A 25783-nucleotide genomic window follows, 5' to 3' on the forward strand; every position below is an offset into this window, starting at 1 on the left:
CGCCATGGACATTCCCGTCACCTTCCATCGCGAACGGCCCACGCAGCAATTCGACCGCCATGCGGACGGGCCGGAAAACCCGGGCCGCCGCACCCTGCTCGCGGCGATGGCCGGCGCTGCCGCGATGGCCGCCACCGGCTGCAAGGGACCGCCGGCCGAACCGATCTTCTCCTACGCATCGATGCCGGAAGGCGCCGCGCCGGGCGAGGCGGTCTTCTATGCCACCAGCGTCCGGCACGGCGGCGGAGCCTTCGGGGTGCTGGTCGAAACCCACGATGGTCGGCCGACGAAAGTCGAAGGCAACTCCGATCATCAGGCGAGTCTCGGCGCGACCGACGCCCGGACCCAGGCAACCGTGCTGCAGCTATGGGATCCGGACCGCTCCCGCAATGTATTGCGCGACGGCATGATCGCCGGCCCCGACGGATTGCGCCGCGCCCTGCGCGAGCGGCTGCCCGCGCTGCAGGCGCGTTCGGGCCGCGGCCTGCACATCCTGACCGGCCCCTGCGCATCGCCCACGATGATGCGCCAGCTGCGCGAACTGGCCGAGGCCCTGCCCCGGATGGCATGGCATGTCCACGACGCACTGCCGGACGACGCGGCGGCAGCTGCCTGGTTCCGGCTCACCGGCACCCGCGCCCGTGTCCGGTACAGGCTGGACCGCGCGCGCCTGCTGGTCTGCCTGGATGCCGATCCGCTGCGCGGCGCGGCCGGCGTGCGGCATGCGCAAGACATCGTTCGCGCGCGCGCCGGCGGCTGTACGGTCCACGTCCTGCAATCGTCCCCTTCGCTGATCGCCAGCCATGCGGATCGCTGCCGCACGCTGGCCCCATGGCAGATCGAATGCGTGCTCGAAGCCCTCGCGGCCTCGGCCGGCGTTCCGGACACGGGCGCCATGCCGGCCGAGGCCTCGACGGCGGCCATGGCGGCCGAACTCGGCAGGATGCTCGCGCAGCACCGTGGCTCCGCCCTCATCATCGGCGGCCCGACCCTGTCGCCGCGCGCGCACGAGATCATCTGGGCGCTGAACCAGCGTGCGGGCAGCCTGGGCACGTGCCTGGAAGTCGCGCAGCACCGCGACGCACCCGTGCCGCAACCGTTGTCCTCGCTGGTGGCATCGATGAGCGCGGGCGAGGTCGATACCCTGCTCGTGCTCGATGCCAACCCCGCATACGATGCCCCCGCCAGCGGTTTCGCCCAAGGCATGGCGCGCGTGCCGCTCTGCGTGCATCTCGGCCTGTACCGCGACGAAACGGCGCGCCTGGCAGGCTGGCATGCGCCGCGGCCGCACGACTTCGAAGCCTGGAGCGATGCCCACGCCTGGGACGGCAGCGCAGGCATCGTGCAGCCCGTGATCGCGCCGCTGCACGACAGCGTCTCGCCGCATACCGTGCTGTCCTGGCTGGCCGGCGCCGACCTGAGCGCCCATCAGGCGGTCCAGTCCACGTGGCGAACGGCGTGGGCGGCGGATTTCGATGCGCGCTGGCGCGAGGCGCTCAGGCGCGGCGTGATCGACGCGCCGGATGCGGCGAGCATCGCCGCCGGGCCGGCGCTGGCGCCGCGCAGCCGGCCGCCGCCCCGGCCGCCCGGGCTGGTGCTGCGGCTGCTGCCTTCCCACGTGGCGGGAGACTTCGGCAACAATGCCTGGCTGCACGAATTGCCGGATCCCCACACACGGGTCGTCTGGGACAACGCCGTTCTGCTCAGCGCCGCCACCGCCGCCGCGCTCGGCGTGCGCACCGGCGACGTGCTGGAACTGCGCGCGGGCGAAACAATCGTGCAAGCGCCCGCCTTGGTCGGCCCGGGCCAGGCGGACGGCGTGCTCGCGGTGGCGGCGGGCTATGGGCGGACCGCGGCCGGTTCGGTCGGCAACCGGGTCGGCGCCAACGCCCATGGCCTGGTGCCCCCAGGCATGCACACGGGGCCTGTGCGCGCACGGGCCCTCGGCCGGCGGCATGCGTTCTCGCGCGTGCAGACCGAGACGTCCACGCATGGGCGCGAGGTGATCCTCAGCGTCGAACCGGGACACGGCGTGCCCCGGCACGAACCCTTGCCCAGCCTCTACCCGCCCGTGCCGTATCCCGATCATGCCTGGGCGATGAACATAGACCTCGACGCATGCACGGGCTGCGGGGTCTGCACCATCGCCTGCCAGGCCGAAAACAACATCCCCGTAGTGGGCCGGGAGGAAGTCGCGCGCGGCCGGGTCATGCACTGGATCCGCGTGGACCGCTATGACGACGTCGGCGAAACCGGCGCCTTCCAACCCGTTCCCTGCATGCACTGCGAGAACGCGCCTTGCGAGGAAGTCTGTCCGGTCGGCGCCACGGTGCACGACAGCGACGGCCTGAATGCCCAGGTCTACAACCGCTGCATCGGCACCCGGTTCTGCTCCAACAACTGCCCATACAAGGTCCGCCGCTTCAATTTCTTCGAATACAGCGCGGGCGACGCGGCCGTGCCCGCGCAGCGCAACCCCGGCGTGACCGTGCGGTCGCGGGGCGTGATGGAGAAATGCACGTATTGCGTCCAACGCATCAACCGGGCCCGCATCCATGCCGGACGCACCGGGGCGCCGCTGCGCGACGGCGACGTCGTTACCGCCTGCCAGGCCGCATGCCCGAGCCGCGCGATCGTATTCGGCGACCTCAACGACCCGGCGAGCGCGGTGAACCGGGCGCGCGCCTCGCCGCGCCACTACGCCCTGCTCGAAGCGCTGAACACCAGGCCGCGCACCACTTACCTGGCACGGGTGCGCCGCAAGGCCGACGGCGGCGACGCATCGCAGGAAGGAGGAGATGGCGATGCCTGAGCCGCACGCCCGGCGCTCCCGCCTTGCCGAGGTGACCGATCGCATCGCCGCCATCGTGTTCGCGCCGGCGGGGGTGCGCTGGCGCGTAGGATGCGCCGTGGCGCTGGCCGGCACGTTCGTATTCTTCGGCTCGGCCGCGTGGGTGGTCACCCGCGGCGTCGGCATCTGGGGCGTCAACATCCCGGTCGCGTGGGGGTTCGCGCTCAGCAACTTCGTATGGTGGATCGGCATCGGCCATGCGGGCACGTTCATTTCCGCCGTGCTGTTGCTGCTGCGCCAGCGCTGGCGCACCTCCATCAACCGCTATGCCGAGGCGATGACGCTGTTCGCCGCGTCCATCGCCGGGCTGTTTCCGATCCTGCACCTGGGCCGTCCGTGGTTCTTCTACTGGCTGGTCCCCTATCCCGACCGCATGGGGCTCTGGCCGCAATGGCACAGCCCCCTGGTGTGGGACCTGTTCGCGATCGCGACCTACCTGCTCGTTTCGCTGATGTTCTGGTATGTCGGCCTGATCCCGGACCTGGCGACCCTGCGCGACCGCGCCCGCACGGCCGCGCGCCGCCGCCTGTACGGCTTGTTCGCCCTCGGCTGGCGCGGCGATGCGCGGCATTGGGCGCGCCACCAAAGCGCCTACCTGCTGCTGGCGGGACTGGCCACGCCGCTGGTCGTGTCGGTGCACACCATCGTCTCCCTCGACTTCGCCATCGGCAACACGCCGGGCTACCACTCGACCATCTTCCCGCCGTATTTCGTCGCAGGCGCGCTCTATTCGGGCTTCGCGATGGTCGTCACCCTGGCCATTCCGCTGCGCCACTATTTCCGGCTGCACGACTTCATCACGATGAAGCATCTCGATCTTTCGGCGCGCGTGCTGCTGGCAACCGGCGCAGTGGTCGCCTACGGATATGCCGCCGAGGCCTTCACCGCGTTCTATAGCGGCGACGAATACGAGATCGCGATGACCGTCGACCGCTGGACCGGCATCTACGCGCCTGTGTACTGGAGCCTGCTCGCCTGCAACGTCGCCGTGCCGCAACTGCTCTGGCTGCGCCGCATACGCGCCAACGTGCCGGCGCTGCTTGCGATCAGCATCGTGATCAACCTCGGCATGTGGATGGAGCGCTTCCTGATCGTGGTGCAGAGCACGCATCGCGATTACCTCCCTTCCTCATGGGGCGTCTACATACCGACCGGCTGGGACTGGGCGCTGCTGATCGGCTCGATCGCGCTGTTCGCATGGCTCTTTCTCATGTTCGTGCGTTTCCTGCCCATGATTTCGATGAGCGAGATGCGGGAGCTGGTCGAGCGGACCGGGAGCACCGAGCCATGAAGCGCCTGCCCTACGGCGTGATCGGACAGTTCGGCACCGGCGAGGCGCTGCTCGATGCGGCGCGCCAGGCGCGCGAAGCGGGCTTCGACGCGATCGACGCCTACTCGCCGCTGCCGGTCGAAGGTCTGGCGGAAGTGGTCTCCATGGGACGCAACTGGGTGCCGGCAGCGACGCTGGCGGGCGGCGCGGCAGGCGGATGCGCCGCCTATTTCATGCAATGGTACGCGGCCGTCGTGGCCTATCCGGTCAACGTCGGCGGTCGCCCGCTGCACAACTGGCCGGCCTTCATCCCTGTGACTTTCGAGATGACCATACTGGGCGCCGCGCTCGCCGCGGTGCTGGCGATGCTGCTCGGCAACGGGCTGCCGGCCCTGCGGCATCCCGTTTTCGACGCCCCGGGTTTTTCGCGCGCCTCGCGCGACCGCTTCTTCCTCTGCATTCGCGGCCTGCAGGACGAGGCGGCGTGCGTGAAGGCGCGAACATTGCTGGAGCGATGCGACGCCTATCGCGTCGACGAGGTGCCGCAGTGAGCGCCGGCCGCCGCATCGCGCCGCATCGCGGCCGGGCAGCGGCGGCCGCGTGCCTGGCGCTGCTTGCGCTCGGCGGCTGCGAGCGGGCCAGACAGGACATGTACGACCAGCCGCGCGCGAAGCCCTACGGCGCACAGGCGCCGGCTTCCGGCCGCGCCCCGGGCCCGCAGGCGCAGCCGGGTACGCTCCCGCGCAGCCGCGGCGACCTGGCCGTCAGCAGCAGCAGCCGCCGCGGCGGCGAAGACGTGCAGCGCGGCCTGCGCGACGACGAGGCGCCCGCGCAGCCCTATCCCGTCGACATGGCGCTGCTGCGCCAGGGGCGCGAGCGCTACGAGATCTATTGCATGCCCTGCCACAGCCCGGCGGGCGACGGCGACGGCCGCATCGTGCGCCGCGGTTTTCCCGCGCCGCCCTCTTATCACATCGACCGGCTGCGCAGCGCCCCGGATCGCCATCTGTACGAGGTCATCCGCGACGGCTACGGCCAGATGCGGCCTTATGGCGACCGCTTGTCCCCCGCCGAACGCTGGGCGGTGGTCGCCTACCTGCGCGCGCTGCAGCTCAGCCAACACGCCGAGGTGGACCGCCTGCCGGAGCCGGTGCGCACCGAAGCGCTCGAACACCTGCCGCGCAGGGAGCAGCGATGAGCCGGACCGGACAAGCCGGCCTGCCGGCACTCAGCCATGCCCTCGTGGCGGCCCGGCCCGGGGTGGCGGCGGCCGTTGCGCTGGCGACGCTGACTGTTGCAGGAGCGGCCGGAGCATGGCTGGCTCCCACCGACCTCGCGGCCGCCTGGCTGGCGGCCTGGTGGGGCTGGACCGGCGCCGCGCTAGGCTCGCTCGGCGTGCTCTACATCGATGGATTGGCGGGCGGGCGATGGAGCGCCGACCTGAGAACGACCCTGTATCGCCGCGCGGCCATGCTGCCCCTGCTGGCGCTGCTCTGGCTGCCGCTGTTCCCGCTGCTGGACACTCTGTATCCCTGGGCCGCCTCCGGTTGGATCGACCCCGCGCGCGAACCCGCGTTCCGCGAGGCCTGGCGCGCGCTGCCGGCCTTCACCTTCCGGCTGCTGCTGCTGGGTTTGCTGTGGAGCGGACTGGCCTGGTTCTCTCCTGGCGGCTCGCGCCCCATGCGTCCGGGCGCGGCCGCGGCGGGCCTGCTCGCCGTGGGATGGTCGGCCACCGTGGCGGCCATCGATCTCGTCGTGTCGCTCGTGCCGACCTGGCATTCCTCGGGCTTCGGGCTGCTGGCGCTGGTATGCCAGCTCAAGTTCGCGCTCGCCCTGGGGACTGCGGCCGTCGCGCGGGCGGTGCCGCCGCAAGTCCGCGGCGACCTGGGCAACCTGCTGCTTACCTTCGTACTCGGCTGGGCCTATCTGGAGTTCACGCAATTCCAGATCATCTGGGCCGAGAACCTGCCGCACGAGATCTCGTGGTACCTGCCGCGCTATCTCGGCGGGTGGCGCTGGCTGGGACTGGCGCTCGCGCTGGGCGGCTTCGCGCTGCCGCTGTTGTTGCTGCTGTCGCGGCGCATCAAGCGGTCAGCCGCGGGGCTGCAGTGGCTGGCGTCATGGGTGGCCGCGTTCGGCATGGTCGAAGCCGCCTGGCAGGTACTGCCGTCGGTGCCCGCCCTCTCGTGGCACCTGGCATGGCTGCTGCCGGTGCTGGCCGCCTCGATGGGCATGCTGGCCCACGCCTTTGCCGCCTGGCTGCGCACGCGCCAGGCTGTACGGATGCGGCGCCGATCGACCTCGGAGCATCGCCATGGATGAGGATATCGATGTACGCGCGCTGCGCCGCATCGCCATCGGCGGCATGGCCGCGATCGCGGTCGCCGCGGGCGCCGCGGTCGCGCTGCTGGAAGCGTGGGACCGCGGCCGCGATGTCGTTCCGATGGACGAACCGCAGCATTGGGCGTCGGGGCCGCTGCTCGAAACGGCGCCGCGGGATGCGCTCGAGACCTACCTGGCGGAAAAACGGGCCCTGCTGGCGGGCTACGGCTGGGTCGATCCGGCCGCCGGCATCGCCCGAGTGCCCATCGAACAGGCGATGCGCGCAATCGCCGCCATGTCGCCGAGCGATCCGGCCTCGGACTCCTCTCCATCCACTGGCGCCCCGCGAAGCGGCGTCCGCCGGCCATGAGATGGCTGGCCGCTCTCGCGTGGGCGTGGTCCATGGCGGCCGCCGCCACCGATTTCGCCCCCACGCCCTTCACACAGCGGCTGGGCGCCCAGGTGCCGGTGCATGCCCCGTTCGTGCTGCCATCCGGCGTCTCGACCGACATGGCAAGCCTGATGGCGGGCCGGCCGGCCATACTCGTGCTCGGCTACTACCACTGCCCGATGCTGTGCGAAACCACCATGGACGGCATTCTCGAAAGCGTGCGCGAGACGAGGCTGGACTACGCAATCATCGCGGTCGGCATCGATCCGGCCGAAGGGCCGGCCGACGCCGCGCGCAAGCTGCAGCGGTACACGGCGACGCTGGATCCGCACGCGGCTGCGCGGCTGCACCTGCTGACCGGCCGGCAATCCGATATCGACGCGCTGGCGCGGGCCGTCGGCTTCCCCTACCGCTACGATCCGGCGACGATGCAGTTCGGGCACCCCGCCGGCTTCGTCGTCCTGACGCCAGAGGGGAGGATCTCCCGCTACATGCCCGGCGTGCGCTTCTCGAGCCGCGACGTGCGCCTGGCCTTGACCGAAGCGGCCGGCGGCCGGGTCGGCGGGCTGGCCGATCGCCTGCTGCTTTTCTGCGCGCACTACGACCCCGCCACTGGGCGGTATTCCGCGGCCGTGATGCGGCTCACCCAGGCAGCGGGGGCGGCCGTCATGATGCTGACGGCTGCGCTGGTCTGGCGGCAACGCCGCCGGACGCGGTCCGGCCAGAGCGGCGGCCGGCGGGAGCCCGACCATGAATGATTCGCTGTCCATCCTGTCCCCCGCCGCGTCGGCTTTCGCGCATCGCACGGATACGCTGTTCCTGACCCTGGCGGGACTGGCCCTGTTCATTCTGCTCGTGCTGGCTGCCACCGCCGTATTCTTCTGCATCAAATACCGTGCCGGGTCGCGTGCGAGCCGCGCCGGCGTGCCGCTCGACGCCCCCCGTCTGGAGTGGACATGGACCATCGCGATCCTGCTCGCCTTCCTGGCGCTGTTCGCCTGGTCCGCGCACGACTACAGCGGCATGACCAAGGCTTCGGCCGACGCCGAGCCCATCTACGTGGTGGCCAGGCAGTGGGTATGGACCGTGCAGCACGCCGGCGGCCGGCGCGAGATCGACGAGCTGCACGTGCCGGCCGGGCGGCCGGTACGCCTGCTGATGACCTCGCAAGACGCCGTCCACAGTCTCTACCTGCCGGCCCTGCGCGTGAAGCAGGACGTCCTGCCCGGACGCTATACCACGCTCAACTTCCGTGCCGACGTGCCCGGCCGCTACCCGCTGCTGTGCGCGGAGTACTGCGGCACGGAGCATGCCTCCATGGCCGGCGGCCTCATCGTGATGCCTCCCGAGGACTATGCGCGGTGGCAAGCGGGCGCGGCCATCGAGGACGGACTGCGCCGCCAGGGGCTCGCGCTATTCCGCGAGCATGGCTGCGTGGGCTGCCACGGCCGCGGCAGCACCGTCCGCGCGCCGTCGCTCGACGGCCTCTTCGGCCGGCGCGTGGCGCTCCAGGACGGAAGCGCCGTGGTCGCGGACGAAAACTACCTGCGCGACAGCATCCTGGTTCCGGCCAAGCAGGTCGCGGCCGGCTACGCCCCGGTCATGCCTTCCTACGCCGGGCAGCTGTCGGAACAGGAACTCACCGCTCTGGCGGAATACCTCAGGAACCCCGGCGCCACGCCACCCTCGGAGTCGCAGCATCCATGAGCACTCTTGCCACCCAAGGCAGCTATCTTCAGGACGGCTACACGCTGAAGTCCTGGCTGCTCACGCACGACCACAAGCGCATCGCCATTCTGTACGCGGTCAGCATCACCGCATTCTTCATGCTGGGCGGGGCGGCGGCCGGCATCATGCGGCTCGAGCTGGTCACGCCGCAGGGCGACCTGGTCGGCGACGACACCTACAACAAGCTGTTCACCGCGCACGGCGTGATCATGGTCTGGCTGTTCCTGATTCCGTCCATTCCCTCCGTGCTGGGAAACTTCCTCATTCCCCTGATGCTCGGCGCGCGCGACCTGGCGTTTCCGCGCCTGAACCTGCTCAGCTGGTACCTGTACGTGGCCGGCGGCCTGCTGACGGTGGCCGCGCTGCTGCTGGGCGGCGTCGACACGGGCTGGACGTTCTACACGCCGTTCTCGACCATGTTCTCGAACACGCACGTGATCCTGACCCTGTTCGGCGTGTTCGTCACGGGCTTCTCGTCCATCCTGACCGGCCTGAATTTCATCGTCACCGTGCACACGCTGCGGGCGCCCGGCATGGGCTGGTTCGACATGCCGCTCTTCGTCTGGGCCAACTACGCGACCAGCATCATCCTGGTGCTGGCCACGCCGGTGCTGGCGATCACGCTCGTGCTGCTGGCGGCCGAACGCCTGTTCGGCGTCGGCATCTTCGATCCCGCGCTGGGAGGCGATCCCCTGCTGTTCCAGCATCTTTTCTGGTTCTACTCGCACCCGGCGGTCTACATCATGGTCCTGCCCGCCATGGGCGTGGTGAGCGAGATCATTCCCTGCTTCGCCCAGCGGCGCATCTTCGGCTATCGCATGATGGCCTATGCCATCCTGGCCATCGCCGTGCTCGGCTTCCTGGTCTGGGGCCATCACATGTTCGTCAGCGGACAGTCCATGTACGCCAACATGGTGTTCTCGATGCTGAGCTTCCTGGTGGCCGTCCCATCCGCCATCAAGGTCTTCAACTGGCTGTCCACGCTCTACAAGGGCAGCATCCGCCTGGCGGCGCCGATGCTGTATGCGCTCGGCTTCGTCGGCCTGTTCGCGCTCGGCGGCCTGACCGGCCTGTTCCTGGCGTCGCTGACGATAGACGTGCACGTGACCGACACCTATTTCGTGGTGGCGCACTTCCACTACATCATGGTGGGCGGCGCAGTAATGGCCTATCTCGGCGCGCTGCACTTCTGGTGGCCGAAGATCACCGGCCGGCTCTATCCCGAAGGCTGGGCGCGCGCCGCCGCGATACTGGTCTTCTTCGGCTTCAACCTGACCTTCTTTCCCCAGTTCCTGCTCGGCTACGACGGCATGCCGCGGCGCTACCACAGCTATCCGCCAGAGTTCCAGGTGATGCACGTCCTCTCGTCCGCCGGCGCGACCATTCTCGCGGTCGGCTACCTGCTTCCGCTGTGCTATCTGGGCTGGTCCTGGTTCCGCGGCCAGCCCGCGAGCCCCGACCCCTGGCACGCCCGCGGCCTGGAATGGCAGACCAGTTCGCCTCCGCCCACGCACAATTTCGCCGTCCAGCCGCCGGGCGGCCGCGACCCGTACGCCTATCCCGATGGAGGCGAATCGTGAACGCGGCAGCCGGCATCGACGCCGACCGCCGCTATCGGGCCCGGCTCGGCATGTGGGTGTTCCTCGCCACGGAACTGCTGTTCGTCGGGCCGCTGTTCGTCGGCTACGCGCATGCCCGGCTGAGCGCGCCGGATGCATTCGTCCAGGCTGCGCGCCACAGCAGCCTGTGGCTGGGCAGCATCAACACCCTGCTGCTGCTCACGAGCAGCTTCACGATGGCGGCGGCGGTCGCGGCCCGCCGCCATGGCGCTCTCTCCGCCACGCGCAGGCTGCTGACGCTGACGATCGCGCTCGGCCTCGCCTTTCTGGCCATCAAGGGCTTCGAGTATGCGCACGACCTGAGCGAAGGCCTGCTGCCGGGCCCCGACTTCCGCGCGCCCACCGGGACCGAGCCGGGCGCCGCGCAGCGCTACTTTTTCCTGTATTTCCTCTGCACCGGCGTGCATGCGGTCCATCTGGCGATCGGCCTCGTGCTGCTGGCCGTGCTGCGCAGCCGTATCGCGAGCGACGCCGACGCGCCGCTTCGCGGCGAAATCACCGCGCTCTACTGGCACTTCATCGACGTGGTGTGGATCTTCCTGTTCCCTGCGTTCTACCTGGTCGGGAGAGCATCGTGAACGCAAGCCTGCATGCCGAACTGCGCGTCCTGGCGCGCATCTGGATCGCGCTGCTCGCGCTCGCCGCATCGACCATCGGGCTGGCGCTATTGCCTCTTGGCAAAGGCAATGCCGCGGCCGCCCTGGTGATCGCGCTCGCCAAGGCCGGACTGGTCCTCGCCTGGTTCATGGAGCTGCGCGAGCGCTACCCCGTGCTGCGCGCGACGTGCGTGCTGTCCGCGGCGATGCTGTTCATTCTCGCCGCCTTGAGCGCCGTCGATTATCTCGGCCGCGCCCCCGCCACCCTGCATGACACAGTGCCGGCGGTCGATCGTCCGTCGGCGCCATTCACTCCGAGGTGAGGTGTCGGCCATCCAGCCGGCGTACCGCCCGCCCCTACCCCACGGATTGTTCGCTCGACCAGCGCTTCGCGATGATTTCCCGCAGGCAATCCTTGAAATCCTGGGCCGATTCCGGCAGCTCGCGCCCTTTCTTGGACACGCTGTACAACTGCAGGCTCAGGCGGGGTTTGTCTATGATCTGCAAATTCAGGCGCCGCCCCACTGCCGCGCCGCCGATGAACGAAGGCAGAATGGCGCCCCCCATGCCTGCCTCCACCATCGACAGAAGGGTGTGGAAGCTGTTGTACACCGGCCGGTCTTCATTGGCCCGCCCGATCGGCTTCAAGTGAGCGTCGACCAGCCGTTGGATCGCATGCGACGGGGGCATGCCTATCAAGGGCTGGTGTTTCAGTTCGCTCCAGAACACGCGTCTCTGGGACAGCGACCGCAAGCTGCTTTCCCGCATCAATCTATCGGAGCGGGATACGTAGACGAAATCGAAGTCGAATATCGGCGTTCGCTCCATGCCCGAGGTCGGCTTGAAGAAAATGCCTATCCCGAGATCGCATTCTCCGCTCTCGACCAGTTCCCGCACCTCGCTGTGCACCGTGTCCCTGATGCGCACGTGGACGTCGGGCCAGACCTCGCGGAACCGGGCGCATACGGTCGGCAAGAGGCTCGACGAGATGAATGGCGTGGCGGCCACCGAAAGCAGCCGGCGGGACGACGCCGTGGTCTCGTCTATCCGGGCGATCGTCGAATCGAAGATCTCCAGGATCCGTTCGGCCGATGCCAGCAGCAGCGTCCCCGTCGCCGTCAACGCGACCGAGCGGGTGGTCCGCTCGAAGAGCCGGCACCCCAGCTGGGACTCCAGCTCGGTGATCATGGAGCTCAGCCCGGCCTGGGTGATGTGCAATTGCTCGGCTGCCCGCGTAAAGCTTTTCAGCCTGGCGATCTGCACGAGGGCGCGAAGGTGGCGGGTGGTCGAATTCATAAATTCACGGGATGAATTGATTGGACAATTTTACTTAATCTATAGGTTTCTTTGTGTTGTCATGGGAACGCAGTCGAGGCCAGAACGCTTATCGCTACTTGGGATTCCCGCCACCCATGAACCGGTCGGGACATCTATCCCCGGCGTGGCGGAACCTTGCAGGCGCAGCCTGGCCGGCCGCGCAGAGACAACGACAACATGGGGCGCCCGATGGAAGAACCCTTACGCCATAAATTCATGATCCCGCTGGAGGAGCAGCTGCCTGCCGATCCGAAGCGCCGCAGCAAGCTCATTTCGCTGGAGGAGGCGGGCAGGATCATCGCCTCCAAGCGCACCCTGTCGCTGGCCGGGTCGCATTCGGCCGACGGCGCGATGGCGCTCATCAGAGCGGCCATCCGTGCCGGCGCCAGCGGCATGACGATGATCCCGCCGGTAACCGCATCCATCGCCGCCGATCTGCCGATCGCGGCCAAGATGCTCGAGAAGCTTTATCTGTCGTACGTCGGATTCGAATATCTCGGCACAGCGCCGGCATTCCGCCAGGCGGCGAAAGACCGCTCCCTCGACATCGTCGAAGCCGACGAGCCGTTCATCATTCTGGGAACCCAGGCAGCGGCGGGAGGCCGGCCGTTCGCGCCGGTGCAGTACCTGTACGAGGCCATCTCCGCACCCGCGCTCAATCCCGAGTTGAAGAAGGTGGTCGACCCGTTCTCGGGACGCGAGGTCTACGCCGTTCCGCCCCTGAAGTCCGACGTTTTCATCATGCATGCGCAGGCGGCCGACGAATACGGCAACGCGCAATGCTGGGGAGGCACCGGCCAGGAGCGCGACAAAGCCAAAGCCGCCGACATCGTGATCGTCCAGGCCGACGAGATCGTCGGCGCCGAGGCCATCACGAAGGATCCGGCAAGAACGACGATTCCGGGGCTTTGGGTGGACTACGTCGTGCATGCCCCGTACGGTGCGCATCCCACCTTCTCGTCCGCCAACTACGCCCTCGATGAAGAGCACCTGAAGCGCTATCTCTCGATGGTCCGCGAGGGACAGGCGCAGCAGTACCTCGATGAATTCGTCTTTGGGCTCGATCATTTCGAGTACCTCGAAAAAATCGGCGGGCTCCGCAAGCTGACGCAACTGCGTCGCATGCTGGCCGCTTGAACACGCAGCGGGTGGAAACGACATGGCAGACATAGCAACTCCCGGGACGGACGACTATTCCACTGCGGAGCTCCTGGCGATCATCATCGCGCGATCGTGCGCCGGGGACGACGAGGTCCTCGGCAGCGGCGGCGCGAACCAGGTGGTTTCGCTGGCAGCCAACCGACTGGCCCAATTGACCGTCACGCCCAACCTCTGGCTGTTTTGCGGCGGCGCAGGCGTCTACAACGCGAAATTCGATACCCTGCCGCTCGGCACCTGGGATCCGCGCGCCGCGTACGGGGCCGAATGCAAGATCTACCTTGCCGACGTCGTGGACGGCGGCACCAAAGGCCGCGGCGGCCGGCAGCGCATCCGGCGCGGAGGCTCGGGCTTCGGCGGGATGCAAGTCGACAAGTACGGCAATCTCAACATGATCGGCGTCGGAGGCCCTCATCCGGACTTGAAGGTCCGCGGCCCGGGAACGGTGGGCACCCTGTGGCTGGGCACGGGGCCGATCAACATGTACTTCGAGCACCACAACAAGCGCACCTTCGTCGAGAAGGTGGACTACCGCAGCGGCGCGGGCTGGATGGACGGCTACGACAGCCGGCATGCCACCCTGGACGGACGCGACGGCCCGCAACTCGTATGGACCCCGCTCTGCGTATGCGACTTCACCGAAGAAGAGCACCGCATGCGGCTGGTGTCCGTCCATCCCGGCCATACCGTGGAAGAAGTCATCGCCAATACGGGGTTCGAGCTGGTCATTCCCGATGAAGTCCCGACCACCACCCCGCCTACCGACTGGGAGCTGAACATGCTCCGGACCCAGGTCGACCGGAACGGGATGCTGCGCAAGCGGCGCATGACGATCGGCTGAATGCCGCGCACAACGGAGAACGGGCAAGCCCGGCAACGATAGATGAAACGTGCAAGCACAATGGTCATCGGGAACGTCCTCAGTCACCATGCCAGGCTCCGTCCGGGCGCCGAGGCGCTGGTCTTCGGCGAACGGCGCCTCACCTGGAGCGAACTCGAGCAGAATGCCAACAGGGTAGGCAATGCGCTGCTCTCGCTCGGCGCGGCCCACGGCGATCGGGTGGTGCTGCTGATGAACAACTCGGTGGAATTCGTCGAGAGCTATCTGGGCGTTGCGAAAATCGGCTGCATTACCGCACCGGTCATGCCGACTCTGGTCGGATCGGAGATCGCCTTCATCGTAGAAAAGCTGCGCGCCAGATACCTGATCGTCGATGCATCGGCAGCCAGTCTCTACCGGTCCATCCAGCATGAACTGGAATCGGTCGAAGCGGCAATAGGCGTGGGTCCGGGGCACGACCTGCCGCTCGACTTCCACGCGCTCACCCGTGCGGCGCCGGCCACCGCGCCCGATGCGCAAGTCGATCCGGACGACGACCTGACCATCAAGTTCACCAGCGGCACCACGGGAAGCCCCAAGGGATGCGTCCGCACGCACCGGGCCTTCATCATGGGGCTGCTGAGCGCGCTGACCGAACACCCGCTGCGCGACAACGACGTGGGCCTGGTTGCGCAGCCTCTCGCGGCGGGCATGGCGGTCTATTTCCTGATGCTTTACCTCTACCAGGGCATGCGCACCGTCCTGCTGCCGCGCTTCGATCCCGGCCCCTACCTGGACAGCATCGAACAGGAGCGCGTGACGCACGCCACCGCCATGGACTGGATGTCGCGGCGCATATGCGCCCATCCCGACTTCGGCGCGCGCGATCTCGGCAGCCTGCGGGTGCTCCACGGCATCAACCAGATGCAATCGCTCGACGGCTGGCGCGCGCAGGCGAGCTTCAAGGCCGACATCACCGCGGGATACGCCTCGTCGGAGGCCGGCGGCCTGGTCACCTTCAAGACGGCGAGCGATTTCGCGGCGGCCCGGACCGACCCGGAATTTTCCGGCACGCACTCCTGCGGCCGGCCCGGCCGTCTTTCCCGCGTGCAATGCGTCGATGACGAGCTGCGCCCCGTTGCAGTCGGCGAGGTAGGCGAAATGGCCATCCACAGCGCAGCCATGTTCCGCGGCTACTGGGAGCTTCCGGAAGAGAGCGCGAAGGCGCTGCGCAATGGCTGGCTCTTGACGGGCGATCTCGCCTACCAGGACAGGCATGGCTATCTATTTCTATGCGGCAGAAAGCGCGACGTCATCCGGTCGGGAGGCATCAATGTCTATCCGGCTGAAATCGAGCCGGTACTATTGAGCTGCCCTACGGTCAAGGAAGCAGCGGTGGTCGGACTTCCCGATCCGCACTGGGGAGAGCAGGTCGTTGCCTGCATCGTCGCCAAAGGCGATTGCAGCGAAGACGACATCCTCGCCTATTGCCGCGATCGGCTGGGCGGTCCCAAGCGGCCCAAGAAGATCATCTTCTTCGACACGCTGCCGACCAATGCGACGGGCAAGATCGTCAAGAAAGATGTTCTGCGCCTACTGCAGGAGCCAGGCTGAGATGAATCCCACCCCCGCGGCAATGCGCGCGCTCCCTTCGATAGCCGAACTGGCATCCATTCGGCGAGCGGTCCAGGCGTCGGGCCGGGCCTTGAGTGCCGATGCCCTGGCGGAAGCGCAGCGCCTGTACGCCCCGCTGCACCAATCCGAGCCCTATGCCGATGTCCGCCTGTCCCGCGACCTGCGATACGGCGGGGATGAGCGCCAACGGCTGGATGTCTTCCATGCCATGGATGACTCCTCCGCGGCGCCGCGTCCCGCCCTGGTGTTCGTGCATGGCGGGGGATACACCGGCGGCGACAAGCATCGCGCCGGCAGTCCTTTCAACGACCACGTCGGCCTGTGGGCGGCGCGCCGGGGCCTGGTCGGCATCAACATGACCTACCGGCTGGCGCCCCAGCATCCCTGGCCCGCCGGACCGGAAGACATCGCGGCGGCGATAGCATGGATCCATCGGAACGCCGCCGAATTCGGCATCGATCGGAAGAAGATCTTCCTGTTCGGGCAATCGGCCGGGGCTACGCACGCAGCAGCCTATATCGGCCACCCGGCCTTCCATCCGGAAGCGGGCCACGGCCTCGCCGGCGGCATCCTGCTCTCGGGCGTCTACGACCTTGCCGCGAGCAATCCGAAGAGCATCGCCACCAGCTACTTCGGCGACGATCCCGATCTGTACGGCGAACGGTCATCGATTCTCGGCCTGTCGCAATCGGAACTGCCGATGTTGCTGGCGGTGGCCCAGTACGAGCCGTCGCACTTCGAACGCCAGGCGCTGCGGCTGGCCTTGGCAATCTGCGATCAGCGCAGACCCATGCCGAGATTCCTTCAGCTGGCAGGACACAATCACTTCTCGGGCCTGTTCCACCTGGGACTGCCGCAAGACGCACTCGGGACGGCAATCGTGGAATTCATAGAGGACCACGCCTGCACATAGCAGTCATACGGAAGGCAGCCCGCTTCTGCCACAGAGGAATGCAGCAATAGCGCGAAGCGGATGCCGGCGACAAACCCAACCCTAAGATAAGGGGGAGACATGCAGAAGCTATTGCTTTCAGTACTTTTCGCGGGCGCGATACTGGCGCCCGCCGCCCCGGCGGCAGCGGCGACGAAAATCATCGTCGGCGCGGTTCCCTCGCTGCCGAACGCGCCCGTCTACATCGCGATCAACAAAGGCTACTTCAAGAAATACGGCCTGGAAGTCGAGGCTCAGCCGGTCGGTTCCTCCAGCGACCTGGCCGCCATGCTGGCATCGGGCAAGCTGCAGGCCATCGCGGGCGCGCCGTCGGTCGGCTTCTTCAACACCTTCGACAAGGGGCTGCCTCTCCAGGTGATCATGTCGGGAGCCACCAGCCCCTACAACCAGGCAATCATGCTGCGCAACGGCCTCAAGGACGTCGTCAAGACGCCGGCCGACCTCAAGGGGCGCACGATCGCCGTCAACAGCCGCGGATCGATCACCATGTATCAGGTCAGCAAGGTGCTCGAATCCGGCGGACTGACGTTGAAAGACGTCACCATGAAGTTCATGCCCTTCAACCAGATGCCGGTGGCGCTGAGCAACAGCGCGATCGACGCGGCCATGATGATTTCCCCCTCCATCGAGGTGGCGGAAGAAAAGCAATTCGCCTTCAAATGGGTCAATCCCGACGATGTGATCAAGGTCCAGCCCACCGACATATCCCTGATGCAGATCAATACCAACTGGGTGAAGGAAGATCCGCAGGCCGCCTACCATTTCGTGCTGGCGTACATGCAGGCGCGGCGCGACTACTGCGACGCCTTCCACTTCGGGCCGAATCGCAAGGAAGTCGTCGGCATGATGGCGCGATACACCAAGATCCCGGACGAAAATTTCATCGACCGGATATCCTGGACCGCGCTGGAACCGGATGGGCGGGTGTCCGAAGCCAGCCTGATGGCCATCCAGGATTTCTTCTTCGATCAGGGATACGTCAAGAAGAAGCATCCGTTCTCGGAAATGGTCAGCATGGACCTGATCGAGCGCGCGGCCGCGGAGCTCGGTCCGTACAAGCCTGCCCACGACGACGGGAGAAAGGGATGCCGGTGAGCCACCATGCGGTCGAAGCCCATACCCCGGCCCCGCCGAACGGCCGCCAGGGCGCCAAGGTGGAGATCCGCGAGCTTTACAAGGCGTTCGATAGCAAGGGAGGGCGTTTCGTCGCCCTCGACCGCGTCAACCTCTCGATCGCGGCGGGCGAGTTCCTTTGCATCGTGGGGCCGTCCGGCTGCGGCAAATCGACCTTGATCAGGATACTCGCGGGCCTCGAGACGCCCGACTCGGGCACCGCGGCGATCGACTCGGGCGGATGGCCCGTCGAAAACGCCATGGTCTTCCAAGAGGCCAGCCTCTTTCCCTGGATGAGCGTGTTCGACAACGTCGCCTTCGGGCTGCGCAACCGCGGCGTCCCGGCGAGCGATTGCGCGCAGCGGGTAGGCGAAGCGCTGCAGCTGGTGGGGTTGAGCAAGTTCCACAAGCACTATCCGCATCAGCTGTCGGGCGGCATGAAGCAGCGCGCGGCCATCGCCCGGGCCTTCGTCACCAATCCGGCGCTGCTCTTGATGGACGAGCCCTTCGCGGCGCTGGACGCGCAGAACCGCGCCATTCTCCAGGACGAGCTGGTACGCATATGGGAAACCAGCCGCAAGACCGTGGTGTACGTCACGCACTCGCTCGAAGAAGCGCTGATGCTCGGCGACCGGACGATCATCATGACCGCCCAGCCCGGCCGCATCAAGGAAGAAATCCACATTCCATTCGCGCGGCCCCGCAACATCATGGAAATCAGCGCAACGCCGGAATTCGCCCAGATGAAGATGCGCCTGTGGCGAACGCTCGAAGAGGAAGTGGTGCGCGCGCGCAAGGAAATGGAGCAGTCATGAATACATCCGCAAGAAGCACCGTGCGCGTCATTTCCGCCCCGGCCCGGAAATCGAAGCTTTCCCCCTCGGCGACGGACGCGCTGCGCCGCCGCGTGCTGGCCGTCGCCGCTCCCATACTCCTGCTCCTGCTATGGGAGATCGCCATCGATCTGGGCATGGCAGACCGTCGCCTGGTACCGCCTCCCAGCGGAATCGCCTTGACCTTCCTGGACATGATCCTGTCCGGCGAATTGCTCAAGCATATCGGCACGACCCTCTTCAGAGTCGGGTGCGGCTATGGAATCGCCATCGTGCCCGCGGTCACGCTGGGGCTGATGATGGCAATGTGGAAACCGGTGCGCTATGCGCTCGATCCGCTCATCGCCGCGCTGTTCCCGATACCGAAAATCGCCTTGATGCCGCTTCTGCTGCTGGCCTTCGGCTTCGGCGAAATGTCGAAGATCGCGGTCGTTGCGATCGCCGCCTTTTTCCCTATCCTCATCAACACGTACTCGGGCGCGGCGGGCATAGAAAAGATCTACATAGACGCCGCGCGCAACTTCGGCGCCACGCCGGGCATCATGTTCCGCAGAATCGTGCTGCTCGGCGCCATGCCCATGATCTTCACGGGACTGCGGCTGGCGCTCGGCATCTCGCTTCTGGTGGTGGTCGCGGCCGAATTCGTGGCCGCCGAAGACGGTGTCGGACAGCTCATCTGGGTCTCGTGGGAACTGCTGCAAGTCGACCGGATGTTCGTCGGCGTCGTGACCATGGGGCTGCTAGGCGTGCTCTCGACCCTGCTCCTGCAGGAAATCGAACAACACGTCATCCCCTGGAAGCAGCGCTGATGCCGAGTCCCATCGACCCGGCATCGCCCGATGGCTTCTCGCCGGAACCGCTGAACGGCTTGCAGCGCTACAAGGTTCTCATGGGCAGCATCGTTCCCAGGCCCATCGCCCTTGTGTCCTCCCTGGGGGAAGACGGCACCGTCAATGCCGCGCCGTTCAGCAACTACATGGCGCTTTCCACCAGTGCGATGCTGGTGGGGTTCTCGGTGGGCAGCGAAGGACGCGAAGCGCGCCACGACAAAGACACCCTGCGCAACATCCGCGCCAACTCGGAATTCGTCATCAACACCGTGTCCGACGCCATGGCGCACCAAGTGCAAACCTGCGGCAAGGATTTTCCGCCGGACGTCAGCGAGATCGATGCCGCGGGATTCAGCACCCTGCCGTCGGCCGTCATCAAAACGCCGCGCATCGCCGAATCGAAAATACACTTCGAATGCCGGCTCCACAGCATCGTCCCCTTCGGCGACAGCAACCTGGTCGTCGGGCAGGTGGTGTGGGTCCACGCGGCGGAGGGCCTGCTCAACGATTTCAAGGTCGATCTTGCCGCGTACGCGCCGCTGGGGCGGCTGGGCGGACGGGTGTATTGCCGGATTGGGGAGTTGATCAAAGCGTAGGTGGGCCTCTTGGGGGCAGCTTGTCGATTACACGTTTAGACATTGATCGGTCGGCAAAGGCCTGTGAATGCCGGTCGACTGCTCAAGCAGCGTGTCTACAATCAGGTCCCGAAGCCACTTGACCTCGACATCGGCATGAAATCTTTCATGCCAATACAGACAGGTTTCATAAGAAAGGTTCAAATTTTCCGGAACAGGCTTTATGACAAGTGGGAAATACTGAACGAGCAATTTGGCAAGCCTGTATGGCAGCGTCCACAATAAATCGAATTTAAGTACGTACCAAGAAGCTGCAAGATGCTGTGTCAGCCGAATCTTGATGCGATCCCGTCTGCCTGCTGCCGTCAGTATGCGTTCTATCGGGTGCTGCGACGTAACCGAGTTCTCTACCAGCAGGTGATCCGCATCCAAATACTGCCCTTCCGTCAGTTCTTCCTGAGCAAGGGGGTGATCGGGACTCATTACGCAAACATATTTCTGCTTCAAATATATCGGGACGCGGTGAATGTCGGCCGGGTTGCCTTCCAAATAGCCAAGCGCCAGATCCAGGCGGCCGGACGCGAGCTGCTGGAAAGTTTCGTCTGTTGGCAGATAAATCGTGCGCATCCCCATCTTTGGCGCAAGCGTCTGCAGCCTTTCGAATATGCGTGGAAAAGTAATGATTTCGCTGATGTCGCGCGCCCTGATGTTGAAAATGCGACTGGAACCCAACGGTTCGAACCGTTGCGGCATAGCCTGAGACTCGCGAATCAATCTGGACGCCTGCAGTAAGTTGGGCGATATTTTCTCGGCCAGCGGCGTCGGTTCCATCGTGCGGCTGACCTGCACGAAAAGCTTATCTTGATACTCTTCTCGAAGACGCTTCAGGGACAGGCTGACCGCCCCTTGGGAAAGTCCGAGTCTCTGCGCGGCCAGCGTGACGGATTTTTCGTGCCATAGGGCTTCAAAGACCCGGAGGAGATTGAGGTCCTGCATTCACTGCCCCCTTTTTCCCGTCATCGGCCAATCGAAATAAGCTGTTTTTCGAGTCTAGCATGGTCGGGGCAAAGCAGCCGTGGAGATGCCGCTTTGCACGTGGGCGGTTTGGCCGGATTCACCAACATGGCTACGGACAAGCGGCGTCTCTTATTTATATCTCCATAGGCGCTACTCGGCGCCGCGGGAGGCGGGAACTCCCATGGCCGACAAATAAGCGGCTTTTACTTCAGGAGGCTGGCCGGCTTGCCAGATGTAATCTTCTAGGTGGCGGCGTGCGATAGGATCGTTGAGCATCGTTTCGAGGCTCGCACCTTCCTTCATCTTTTGGGCGTATACGTTCGGCAGGTCGATGCAGTGATTGAGCGCCGGATCACGGATGATTCCCTTGGGATCCCCTCCGGCAGCAATGGTTTCAAGATCCTCGAAATAGCGCTTGCGGATCATGGCGATACCGCGGTCGCTCGCGCCAAGGTTTTCAAGCGTTCGATCGGCAATTACGCCCTGGCCGACCCAGCCGACGAAATCCTGATTCATGATGTGACTCGAAATCCAGCGTCCGTCTCGATCGCGGATCGGTCCATGCCAAGTGGGTATGACGTCCTGACGGTAGGGCTCCGATTCGCGGGGCACCCGCGTATAAGTCCAACAAATGCTCAGCGTATTCTCATCGTCGACGGGTACGCGCCATTCGAAATGCGACCCGGTGTAGAGTGCGTTGGGCCAGAGGCAGACACGGCCGATGTTCCACAGGGGGTCGTCTTCCTTCGAAGCGTCGCCTCGCACACGCTTATAGGTGAATCCGTGCTCGAACTCTTCGAAATCGACCTCCCGGTGTTCTGCTGAGTACGGACCGCGTTTACCCTGCTGACGAATATTCCAGTTGTTGTGAATCCATTCGAAATGCACTGGATCGATGGAATTTTCCTGGCACTGAAACCAATTGCAGGGGAGTTCCGAGATGACGATCTGGACAAAGCCATTGGGTCTGGAAAAAGCCTCATAATCAGGAAGCAAGGGCTCCGGCTGCGGCCCCATGTAGGCCCATAGCAAGCCTCCCTTTTCCTGGACCGGGTAGGCTTTTATACGGACACGCTCGCGCGAGCGGTTGTCCGGGTGTGCGACGTCTTCGTACGGCTGGGAAAGACAGGCGCCATTCTCGCCGAATAGCCACCCGTGGTAATTGCAGCGCAAACCGTGCTCTTCCACGAAGCCATAGGAAAGGTCTGCGCGACGATGCGAACAGTTGCGGTCGATCAGACCGTAACGGCCGCCAAAATCACGATAGAGGACCAGGTCTTCGCCAAGCAAGCGAATGGCCTTGATTGTCTGCTCTTCCGTGAACTCACTGGTACCGGCGATAGGCATCCAATAACGCCGCAGCAGGCCGCCCATCGGGGTGTCCGGACCGACCTCGGTCAGAATTCTATTTTTTTCAGCATTCAACATGGGTAATCTCTCCCTCGCAGAGAGGTATCAATCATTGACTCTCAATCCGTGCTGAGCCACGGCTTTCTTCCAGAACTCGAACTCGTTGCGGCCGATCTTCGCAAACTCCTCGGGCGTAGGAAGCATGCCCCTGTAGCCTCTCTCGTGCATCCAGGCGAGCATCTCCGGAGTTTTCATGGATTCGCTCGTGGTTTTGTAGAGAAGATCGACGATGGGCTTGGGCGTACCTGCGGGAGCAAACATGGCAACGTATATGGAAAGGTCCACCGGTGAATGGACACCCGCTTCCGCCAGGCTGCCCACCTCAGGGAGAACATCGATCCGTTCAGAGCCCGTTACCGCGAGCAGCTTGGCCTTTCCTGATTTTTGCAGAGGTTGAGCGTTTTCCACCCCCGACAGAATCATGGTCGTGCTGTTTTGCATGACATCCATCAATGCCGCGCCAAACCCCGCTGCCGGAATATGGCGCATCTTGGAGCCTATGAGATCCTGGATAATGACGGAATGCAGATGAGTCGCCGTGCCGACGCCGGGCGAACCATAAGTCGCGTGATCGCCCTGCTTCTTCACGTAATCGATGAATTCCGCAAAATTGTTTGCCGGAATGGACGGATGCGCGACGGCGACCAGCGGGCCTTCAAGCATCATGGTGACAGGCGTGAAGTCTGCTACCGGGTCGTAGCTCACCTTGTTGATGGCTGGACTCTGAAAATGCGAGTTCATGGTCACCAGCACCGTGTAGCCGTCGGGCGCCGATTTCGCCACATAGCTCGAACCGATGGCTGTGCCGGCCCCTGTCTTATTTTCCACGATGAACGGCTGGCCCAGTCTGGCAGCCAGGTCTTTGGCAAGGGCGCGGGCAAACAGGTCCGAAACGGTGCCTGGGGTCTGGGGCACGATGATCTTGACGGGTTTCGCGGGGTAGTTTGCTGCGTGAACCGCCTGGCTGCCACAGGCCAGAGCAAAGGCAGCGATGGCCGCTGCTCTCAGCATGAACGGAGTAGCGGCTGAGCGAAAACGGAAATTCATGACGTCTCCAGTTGCTATAGTTATTGGCGATAAAAACGGGCTTCTATCGATCGCCGGTCCAATATACAAATCCCATCGCATTACCCGTGCCGGCCTCGGACCGGTAGCAGGGAATGTAGTCGACGACCGTGCCTGCCATGCCCAGTTCGGACATGGTGCCCATAACGGGAATCCAGTTCTTGATCTCGGACGTGCCTGACTGGAAAATCGATTCAGGCAAGTCCTCCACCCCGTCCAGGTTGCCGCTGAGCACCCCGTCGAGCACCACGCGGTCGATTTCCTCATCGATGACGAAATGGGAAAGCCCGCCCGAGGCGATCACGGCGACGCGGAGATCGTTATCCCAGGACTCGATGGCGTGAGCGATCACCCGTCCGAACTGGCGACACCGGTTTGCCGTAGGCTGATTGGGCGGATAGAAGGCATTGGTGAATACAGGTACCGACGGCACCACCTTGTCGCTCATGATCTGGCGATAGACAAAACCATAGGCATGCGGAATGGTTCGCACGTCTGCAGGGAATTCCTTGAGCGCGGCGACGTCGAAACCTTCGAGCATCGATGATTTCAGAAGGTGACGCGCCAGCCCGGTCTCGCATCGGTACTCTGCACCGCCCTCCGGGACGCGTCCGCGCAAAGCGACATCGATGCCCGGCGCTCGGGCTGGATCGGGTTTGCGATCGTAGTTCAGGATGGTCTCGCCGCAATACACCGCGAAAGTCGGGATGTTGGCGGCGGTGAACAGTTCCATCTGGTCGTTGCCGGCGATGACGGCAACATCCGGCCGGGCATCCGCAAATACCTTGGCCAGCTCTTTTATCGCAGCCTGGCAGGCCGCATGCTGTTCCCGCCACATTTCGGTCGACACCCGGCCTGCCAGCCCTTCAGATTTGCGCAACTCGGCGAGCTGGTCGAAGGTGTGGGTCTTGCCGCGAAAGAACAGACGGGAATTGGCCTTGTCCGCCTCCACGCGCTGCCCCCATTGTTCGGGCGGAGTCGACAGCATCGGGCCGTGCGAAGTCCCGATGCCAAGTACGATTTTTGCCATGAGCGTCCCGTCCGATTAAGAAAAGTAAACTTTTTCCAGCAAGGGAAAGACCTTGCGCGGATTGTCGTGCACCATCTTTACGATATCGTCGTCGTCCAGGAATTCGAGTTTCTGGAGGATGGCAAGCACATCGTCGCTAGGCTTACCCGTTTCCGGATTGAGCACGCCCGACCCCGTGCCGGGAACCTCGGTGCCGAATACCATACGGTTCGAGCCGTGTTGGCGGATCGCCGCACCGAGGAAAATGGAGTCGTAGGCGCAGGTATCGAAGAACAGGTTATTGCTTAGATTGGGTTTGGCTTTCCTGACGCTGCCGAATCCCGGCCCCATCTGACTGCCGGCTTCCTGACCACTGGGGAGGACGCGGCTGTCACGCCCGTGCTCGGTTGCAAGGGCATCCATTACACCGCCATGATCGAGCAGACGACGCAGCGCGCCCCCGCAGTGGCAAACCACCACGCGCAGCCTGGGAAAGCGCGTAAAGACGTCGCTGCGTTCAAGCAACTGCGTCGCGAGCGTTTCTTCAGTGAGATTGTTGTATTGATAGGAGTGAGGAATGATTTCAAGGCGCGGATCCCGGGAAACCGACGGATGAACAATCAGCGTGGCGTCCAGCTCCTCGGCCTTTTCGTACAACGGGAACCAGTACTCGTCGTTCATGCCCGGGGTCATGCGATTCCCACCAGGATCGGGATTGACGATGGCACCAACAAAACCCAGATCCCGGATGCAGCGGGTGAGCTCGGGCAGACAGGACTCAATGCCTCGATACGTGGTTTGCGGCAACTGGGCAATCCCCACGAAGCGCTTGGGGTGCAGTTTGCACTGGGTCGCAATCAGGTCATTAGTGGTTTGTGTCCACTTGTCGACGAGAAACGGACGTTCCCAATGCATCATGGTCACGGGGCGCGGCGACAGCAGCTGGAGATCGACTTTGCAGTTGTCGAGCATAGCCAGGTGCCGCTCCTGCGCCGCCGCCATGGCAGTCTCGGGAATGGCCAGCGTGCTGCTCGCAGAACGTAGAGACATGAGGTTCATCGCGTAAGCACGAAAATGCGGCGGCGCGGAAAGATGGCCATGTACATCGATAACCAATTTTTTTTTGTACATGCGGGGTCCTGAGGCTGGCGTTGATTAGCACTTTTCAAGTTGGTGAGTCTCGTTAACGGTATGCCGCCACAACGAGCCGGAAAGTAATCCACTACAAGTGCCACACTTTTATTTCTTTTTACGGTGCAGATTCTGTTCGCT

25 protein-coding genes are annotated in these 25783 nt (G+C 64.8%); 19 read left to right on the plus strand and 6 right to left on the minus strand.

Going from position 1 to position 25783, the window contains the following annotated elements:
- The first annotated feature begins 4 nt into the window (after nucleotides 1-4).
- The 11 genes from PIGHUM_RS04285 to PIGHUM_RS04335 are packed head-to-tail and all read left to right on the plus strand — an operon-like array spanning nucleotide 5 to nucleotide 11100.
- Nucleotides 5-2812, plus strand: a complete 2808-nt coding sequence (locus tag PIGHUM_RS04285) for a 4Fe-4S dicluster domain-containing protein (RefSeq protein ID WP_124078012.1) — start codon at nucleotides 5-7, stop codon at nucleotides 2810-2812.
- Nucleotides 2805-4142 (plus strand): NrfD/PsrC family molybdoenzyme membrane anchor subunit, encoded by a 1338-nt coding sequence (nrfD, locus tag PIGHUM_RS04290; RefSeq protein WP_246012897.1) that lies wholly within the window; start codon nucleotides 2805-2807, stop codon nucleotides 4140-4142. The genes PIGHUM_RS04285 and nrfD overlap by 8 nt, the downstream gene beginning before the upstream one ends.
- Nucleotides 4139-4672, plus strand: a complete 534-nt coding sequence (locus PIGHUM_RS04295) for a DUF3341 domain-containing protein (protein ID WP_222929214.1) — start codon at nucleotides 4139-4141, stop codon at nucleotides 4670-4672. Before nrfD ends, PIGHUM_RS04295 begins: the two co-directional genes overlap by 4 nt.
- A complete protein-coding gene (locus tag PIGHUM_RS04300; RefSeq protein ID WP_246012898.1) occupies nucleotides 4669-5319 on the plus strand; it encodes a c-type cytochrome in 651 nt (216 codons plus the stop codon). Before PIGHUM_RS04295 ends, PIGHUM_RS04300 begins: the two co-directional genes overlap by 4 nt.
- The gene (locus PIGHUM_RS04305) at nucleotides 5316-6443 is read left to right on the plus strand and encodes a hypothetical protein (protein ID WP_124078014.1); all 1128 of its coding nucleotides are present in this window, start codon (nucleotides 5316-5318) and stop codon (nucleotides 6441-6443) included. The genes PIGHUM_RS04300 and PIGHUM_RS04305 overlap by 4 nt, the downstream gene beginning before the upstream one ends.
- On the plus strand, nucleotides 6436-6813 hold the full coding sequence (locus PIGHUM_RS04310; RefSeq protein WP_124078015.1) for a hypothetical protein: 378 nt from the start codon (nucleotides 6436-6438) through the stop codon (nucleotides 6811-6813). Before PIGHUM_RS04305 ends, PIGHUM_RS04310 begins: the two co-directional genes overlap by 8 nt.
- On the plus strand, nucleotides 6810-7592 hold the full coding sequence (locus PIGHUM_RS04315) for an SCO family protein (RefSeq protein WP_124078016.1): 783 nt from the start codon (nucleotides 6810-6812) through the stop codon (nucleotides 7590-7592). The genes PIGHUM_RS04310 and PIGHUM_RS04315 overlap by 4 nt, the downstream gene beginning before the upstream one ends.
- Nucleotides 7585-8541, plus strand: a complete 957-nt coding sequence (locus PIGHUM_RS04320; RefSeq protein WP_124078017.1) for a cytochrome c oxidase subunit II — start codon at nucleotides 7585-7587, stop codon at nucleotides 8539-8541. Before PIGHUM_RS04315 ends, PIGHUM_RS04320 begins: the two co-directional genes overlap by 8 nt.
- Nucleotides 8538-10142, plus strand: coding sequence for a cytochrome c oxidase subunit I (gene ctaD / locus PIGHUM_RS04325; protein ID WP_124078018.1), 1605 nt, complete (start codon nucleotides 8538-8540; stop codon nucleotides 10140-10142). Before PIGHUM_RS04320 ends, ctaD begins: the two co-directional genes overlap by 4 nt.
- Nucleotides 10139-10759, plus strand: a complete 621-nt coding sequence (locus tag PIGHUM_RS04330) for a cytochrome c oxidase subunit 3 (protein WP_222929216.1) — start codon at nucleotides 10139-10141, stop codon at nucleotides 10757-10759. Before ctaD ends, PIGHUM_RS04330 begins: the two co-directional genes overlap by 4 nt.
- Nucleotides 10756-11100: a cytochrome C oxidase subunit IV family protein gene (locus PIGHUM_RS04335; protein ID WP_160142155.1), complete on the plus strand. Its 345-nt coding sequence runs from the start codon at nucleotides 10756-10758 to the stop codon at nucleotides 11098-11100. Before PIGHUM_RS04330 ends, PIGHUM_RS04335 begins: the two co-directional genes overlap by 4 nt.
- 34 nt (nucleotides 11101-11134) lie before the next feature.
- On the opposite strand, the gene PIGHUM_RS04340 is transcribed toward PIGHUM_RS04335, so the two are convergent.
- Nucleotides 11135-12073 carry a LysR family transcriptional regulator gene (locus tag PIGHUM_RS04340; protein WP_124078020.1) on the minus strand — a complete coding sequence of 313 codons (939 nt, stop codon included), beginning with the start codon at nucleotides 12071-12073 and terminating at the stop codon, nucleotides 11135-11137.
- A gap of 210 nt (nucleotides 12074-12283) precedes the next feature.
- Between PIGHUM_RS04340 and PIGHUM_RS04345 the strand changes: the two genes are divergently transcribed.
- The 8 genes from PIGHUM_RS04345 (at nucleotide 12284) to PIGHUM_RS04380 (ending at nucleotide 20031) form a co-directional block, all read left to right on the plus strand.
- Nucleotides 12284-13231 (plus strand): CoA transferase subunit A, encoded by a 948-nt coding sequence (locus PIGHUM_RS04345; RefSeq protein WP_160142156.1) that lies wholly within the window; start codon nucleotides 12284-12286, stop codon nucleotides 13229-13231.
- 22 nt (nucleotides 13232-13253) lie between these two features.
- Nucleotides 13254-14093 (plus strand): CoA-transferase, encoded by an 840-nt coding sequence (locus PIGHUM_RS04350; RefSeq protein WP_124078022.1) that lies wholly within the window; start codon nucleotides 13254-13256, stop codon nucleotides 14091-14093.
- 42 nt (nucleotides 14094-14135) lie between these two features.
- The gene (locus tag PIGHUM_RS04355) at nucleotides 14136-15686 is read left to right on the plus strand and encodes a class I adenylate-forming enzyme family protein (protein ID WP_124078023.1); all 1551 of its coding nucleotides are present in this window, start codon (nucleotides 14136-14138) and stop codon (nucleotides 15684-15686) included.
- 1 nt (nucleotide 15687) lies between these two features.
- Nucleotides 15688-16620, plus strand: a complete 933-nt coding sequence (locus PIGHUM_RS04360) for an alpha/beta hydrolase (RefSeq protein ID WP_160142157.1) — start codon at nucleotides 15688-15690, stop codon at nucleotides 16618-16620.
- Nucleotides 16621-16719: 99 nt separating this feature from the next.
- Complete coding sequence (locus PIGHUM_RS04365) at nucleotides 16720-17754, plus strand: ABC transporter substrate-binding protein (protein ID WP_124078025.1); 1035 nt, start codon at nucleotides 16720-16722, stop codon at nucleotides 17752-17754.
- Complete coding sequence (locus PIGHUM_RS04370; protein WP_124078026.1) at nucleotides 17745-18587, plus strand: ABC transporter ATP-binding protein; 843 nt, start codon at nucleotides 17745-17747, stop codon at nucleotides 18585-18587. Before PIGHUM_RS04365 ends, PIGHUM_RS04370 begins: the two co-directional genes overlap by 10 nt.
- On the plus strand, nucleotides 18584-19414 hold the full coding sequence (locus tag PIGHUM_RS04375; RefSeq protein WP_124078027.1) for an ABC transporter permease: 831 nt from the start codon (nucleotides 18584-18586) through the stop codon (nucleotides 19412-19414). Before PIGHUM_RS04370 ends, PIGHUM_RS04375 begins: the two co-directional genes overlap by 4 nt.
- Nucleotides 19414-20031 carry a flavin reductase family protein gene (locus PIGHUM_RS04380; protein ID WP_124078028.1) on the plus strand — a complete coding sequence of 206 codons (618 nt, stop codon included), beginning with the start codon at nucleotides 19414-19416 and terminating at the stop codon, nucleotides 20029-20031. Before PIGHUM_RS04375 ends, PIGHUM_RS04380 begins: the two co-directional genes overlap by 1 nt.
- Nucleotides 20032-20058: 27 nt before the next feature.
- On the opposite strand, the gene PIGHUM_RS04385 is transcribed toward PIGHUM_RS04380, so the two are convergent.
- The 5 genes from PIGHUM_RS04385 to PIGHUM_RS04405 form a co-directional block, all read right to left on the minus strand.
- Nucleotides 20059-21006, minus strand: a complete 948-nt coding sequence (locus tag PIGHUM_RS04385) for a LysR family transcriptional regulator (RefSeq protein ID WP_124078029.1) — start codon at nucleotides 21004-21006, stop codon at nucleotides 20059-20061.
- 171 nt (nucleotides 21007-21177) lie between these two features.
- Nucleotides 21178-22455 (minus strand): aromatic ring-hydroxylating oxygenase subunit alpha, encoded by a 1278-nt coding sequence (locus PIGHUM_RS04390; protein ID WP_124078030.1) that lies wholly within the window; start codon nucleotides 22453-22455, stop codon nucleotides 21178-21180.
- Between the two features lie 27 nt (nucleotides 22456-22482).
- Entirely contained in the window at nucleotides 22483-23484 is a 1002-nt protein-coding gene (locus tag PIGHUM_RS04395) for a Bug family tripartite tricarboxylate transporter substrate binding protein (protein WP_160142158.1), read from the minus strand.
- Between the two features lie 43 nt (nucleotides 23485-23527).
- Nucleotides 23528-24532, minus strand: coding sequence for a DODA-type extradiol aromatic ring-opening family dioxygenase (locus PIGHUM_RS04400; protein ID WP_124078032.1), 1005 nt, complete (start codon nucleotides 24530-24532; stop codon nucleotides 23528-23530).
- A 15-nt stretch (nucleotides 24533-24547) separates the two neighbouring features.
- Nucleotides 24548-25642, minus strand: coding sequence for an amidohydrolase family protein (locus tag PIGHUM_RS04405; RefSeq protein ID WP_124078033.1), 1095 nt, complete (start codon nucleotides 25640-25642; stop codon nucleotides 24548-24550).
- Between the last annotated feature and the right edge of the window lie 141 nt (nucleotides 25643-25783).

The organism is Pigmentiphaga humi (assembly GCF_900606115.1).
GTDB lineage: Bacteria > Pseudomonadota > Gammaproteobacteria > Burkholderiales > Burkholderiaceae_B > Pigmentiphaga > Pigmentiphaga humi.

Coding starts and splice junctions, on each gene's coding strand:
- PIGHUM_RS04285 (WP_124078012.1), top strand. CDS start 5: ATGGACATTCCCGTCACCTTCCATCGCGAACGGCCCACGCAGCAATTC.
- nrfD (WP_246012897.1), top strand. CDS start 2,805: ATGCCTGAGCCGCACGCCCGGCGCTCCCGCCTTGCCGAGGTGACCGAT.
- PIGHUM_RS04295 (WP_222929214.1), top strand. CDS start 4,139: ATGAAGCGCCTGCCCTACGGCGTGATCGGACAGTTCGGCACCGGCGAG.
- PIGHUM_RS04305 (WP_124078014.1), top strand. CDS start 5,316: ATGAGCCGGACCGGACAAGCCGGCCTGCCGGCACTCAGCCATGCCCTC.
- PIGHUM_RS04310 (WP_124078015.1), top strand. CDS start 6,436: ATGGATGAGGATATCGATGTACGCGCGCTGCGCCGCATCGCCATCGGC.
- PIGHUM_RS04315 (WP_124078016.1), top strand. CDS start 6,810: ATGAGATGGCTGGCCGCTCTCGCGTGGGCGTGGTCCATGGCGGCCGCC.
- PIGHUM_RS04320 (WP_124078017.1), top strand. CDS start 7,585: ATGAATGATTCGCTGTCCATCCTGTCCCCCGCCGCGTCGGCTTTCGCG.
- ctaD (WP_124078018.1), top strand. CDS start 8,538: ATGAGCACTCTTGCCACCCAAGGCAGCTATCTTCAGGACGGCTACACG.
- PIGHUM_RS04340 (WP_124078020.1), bottom strand. CDS start 12,073: ATGAATTCGACCACCCGCCACCTTCGCGCCCTCGTGCAGATCGCCAGG.
- PIGHUM_RS04345 (WP_160142156.1), top strand. CDS start 12,284: ATGGAAGAACCCTTACGCCATAAATTCATGATCCCGCTGGAGGAGCAG.
- PIGHUM_RS04350 (WP_124078022.1), top strand. CDS start 13,254: ATGGCAGACATAGCAACTCCCGGGACGGACGACTATTCCACTGCGGAG.
- PIGHUM_RS04355 (WP_124078023.1), top strand. CDS start 14,136: ATGAAACGTGCAAGCACAATGGTCATCGGGAACGTCCTCAGTCACCAT.
- PIGHUM_RS04360 (WP_160142157.1), top strand. CDS start 15,688: ATGAATCCCACCCCCGCGGCAATGCGCGCGCTCCCTTCGATAGCCGAA.
- PIGHUM_RS04365 (WP_124078025.1), top strand. CDS start 16,720: ATGCAGAAGCTATTGCTTTCAGTACTTTTCGCGGGCGCGATACTGGCG.
- PIGHUM_RS04370 (WP_124078026.1), top strand. CDS start 17,745: ATGCCGGTGAGCCACCATGCGGTCGAAGCCCATACCCCGGCCCCGCCG.
- PIGHUM_RS04375 (WP_124078027.1), top strand. CDS start 18,584: ATGAATACATCCGCAAGAAGCACCGTGCGCGTCATTTCCGCCCCGGCC.
- PIGHUM_RS04380 (WP_124078028.1), top strand. CDS start 19,414: ATGCCGAGTCCCATCGACCCGGCATCGCCCGATGGCTTCTCGCCGGAA.
- PIGHUM_RS04385 (WP_124078029.1), bottom strand. CDS start 21,006: ATGCAGGACCTCAATCTCCTCCGGGTCTTTGAAGCCCTATGGCACGAA.
- PIGHUM_RS04390 (WP_124078030.1), bottom strand. CDS start 22,455: ATGTTGAATGCTGAAAAAAATAGAATTCTGACCGAGGTCGGTCCGGAC.
- PIGHUM_RS04395 (WP_160142158.1), bottom strand. CDS start 23,484: ATGAATTTCCGTTTTCGCTCAGCCGCTACTCCGTTCATGCTGAGAGCA.
- PIGHUM_RS04400 (WP_124078032.1), bottom strand. CDS start 24,532: ATGGCAAAAATCGTACTTGGCATCGGGACTTCGCACGGCCCGATGCTG.
- PIGHUM_RS04405 (WP_124078033.1), bottom strand. CDS start 25,642: ATGTACAAAAAAAAATTGGTTATCGATGTACATGGCCATCTTTCCGCG.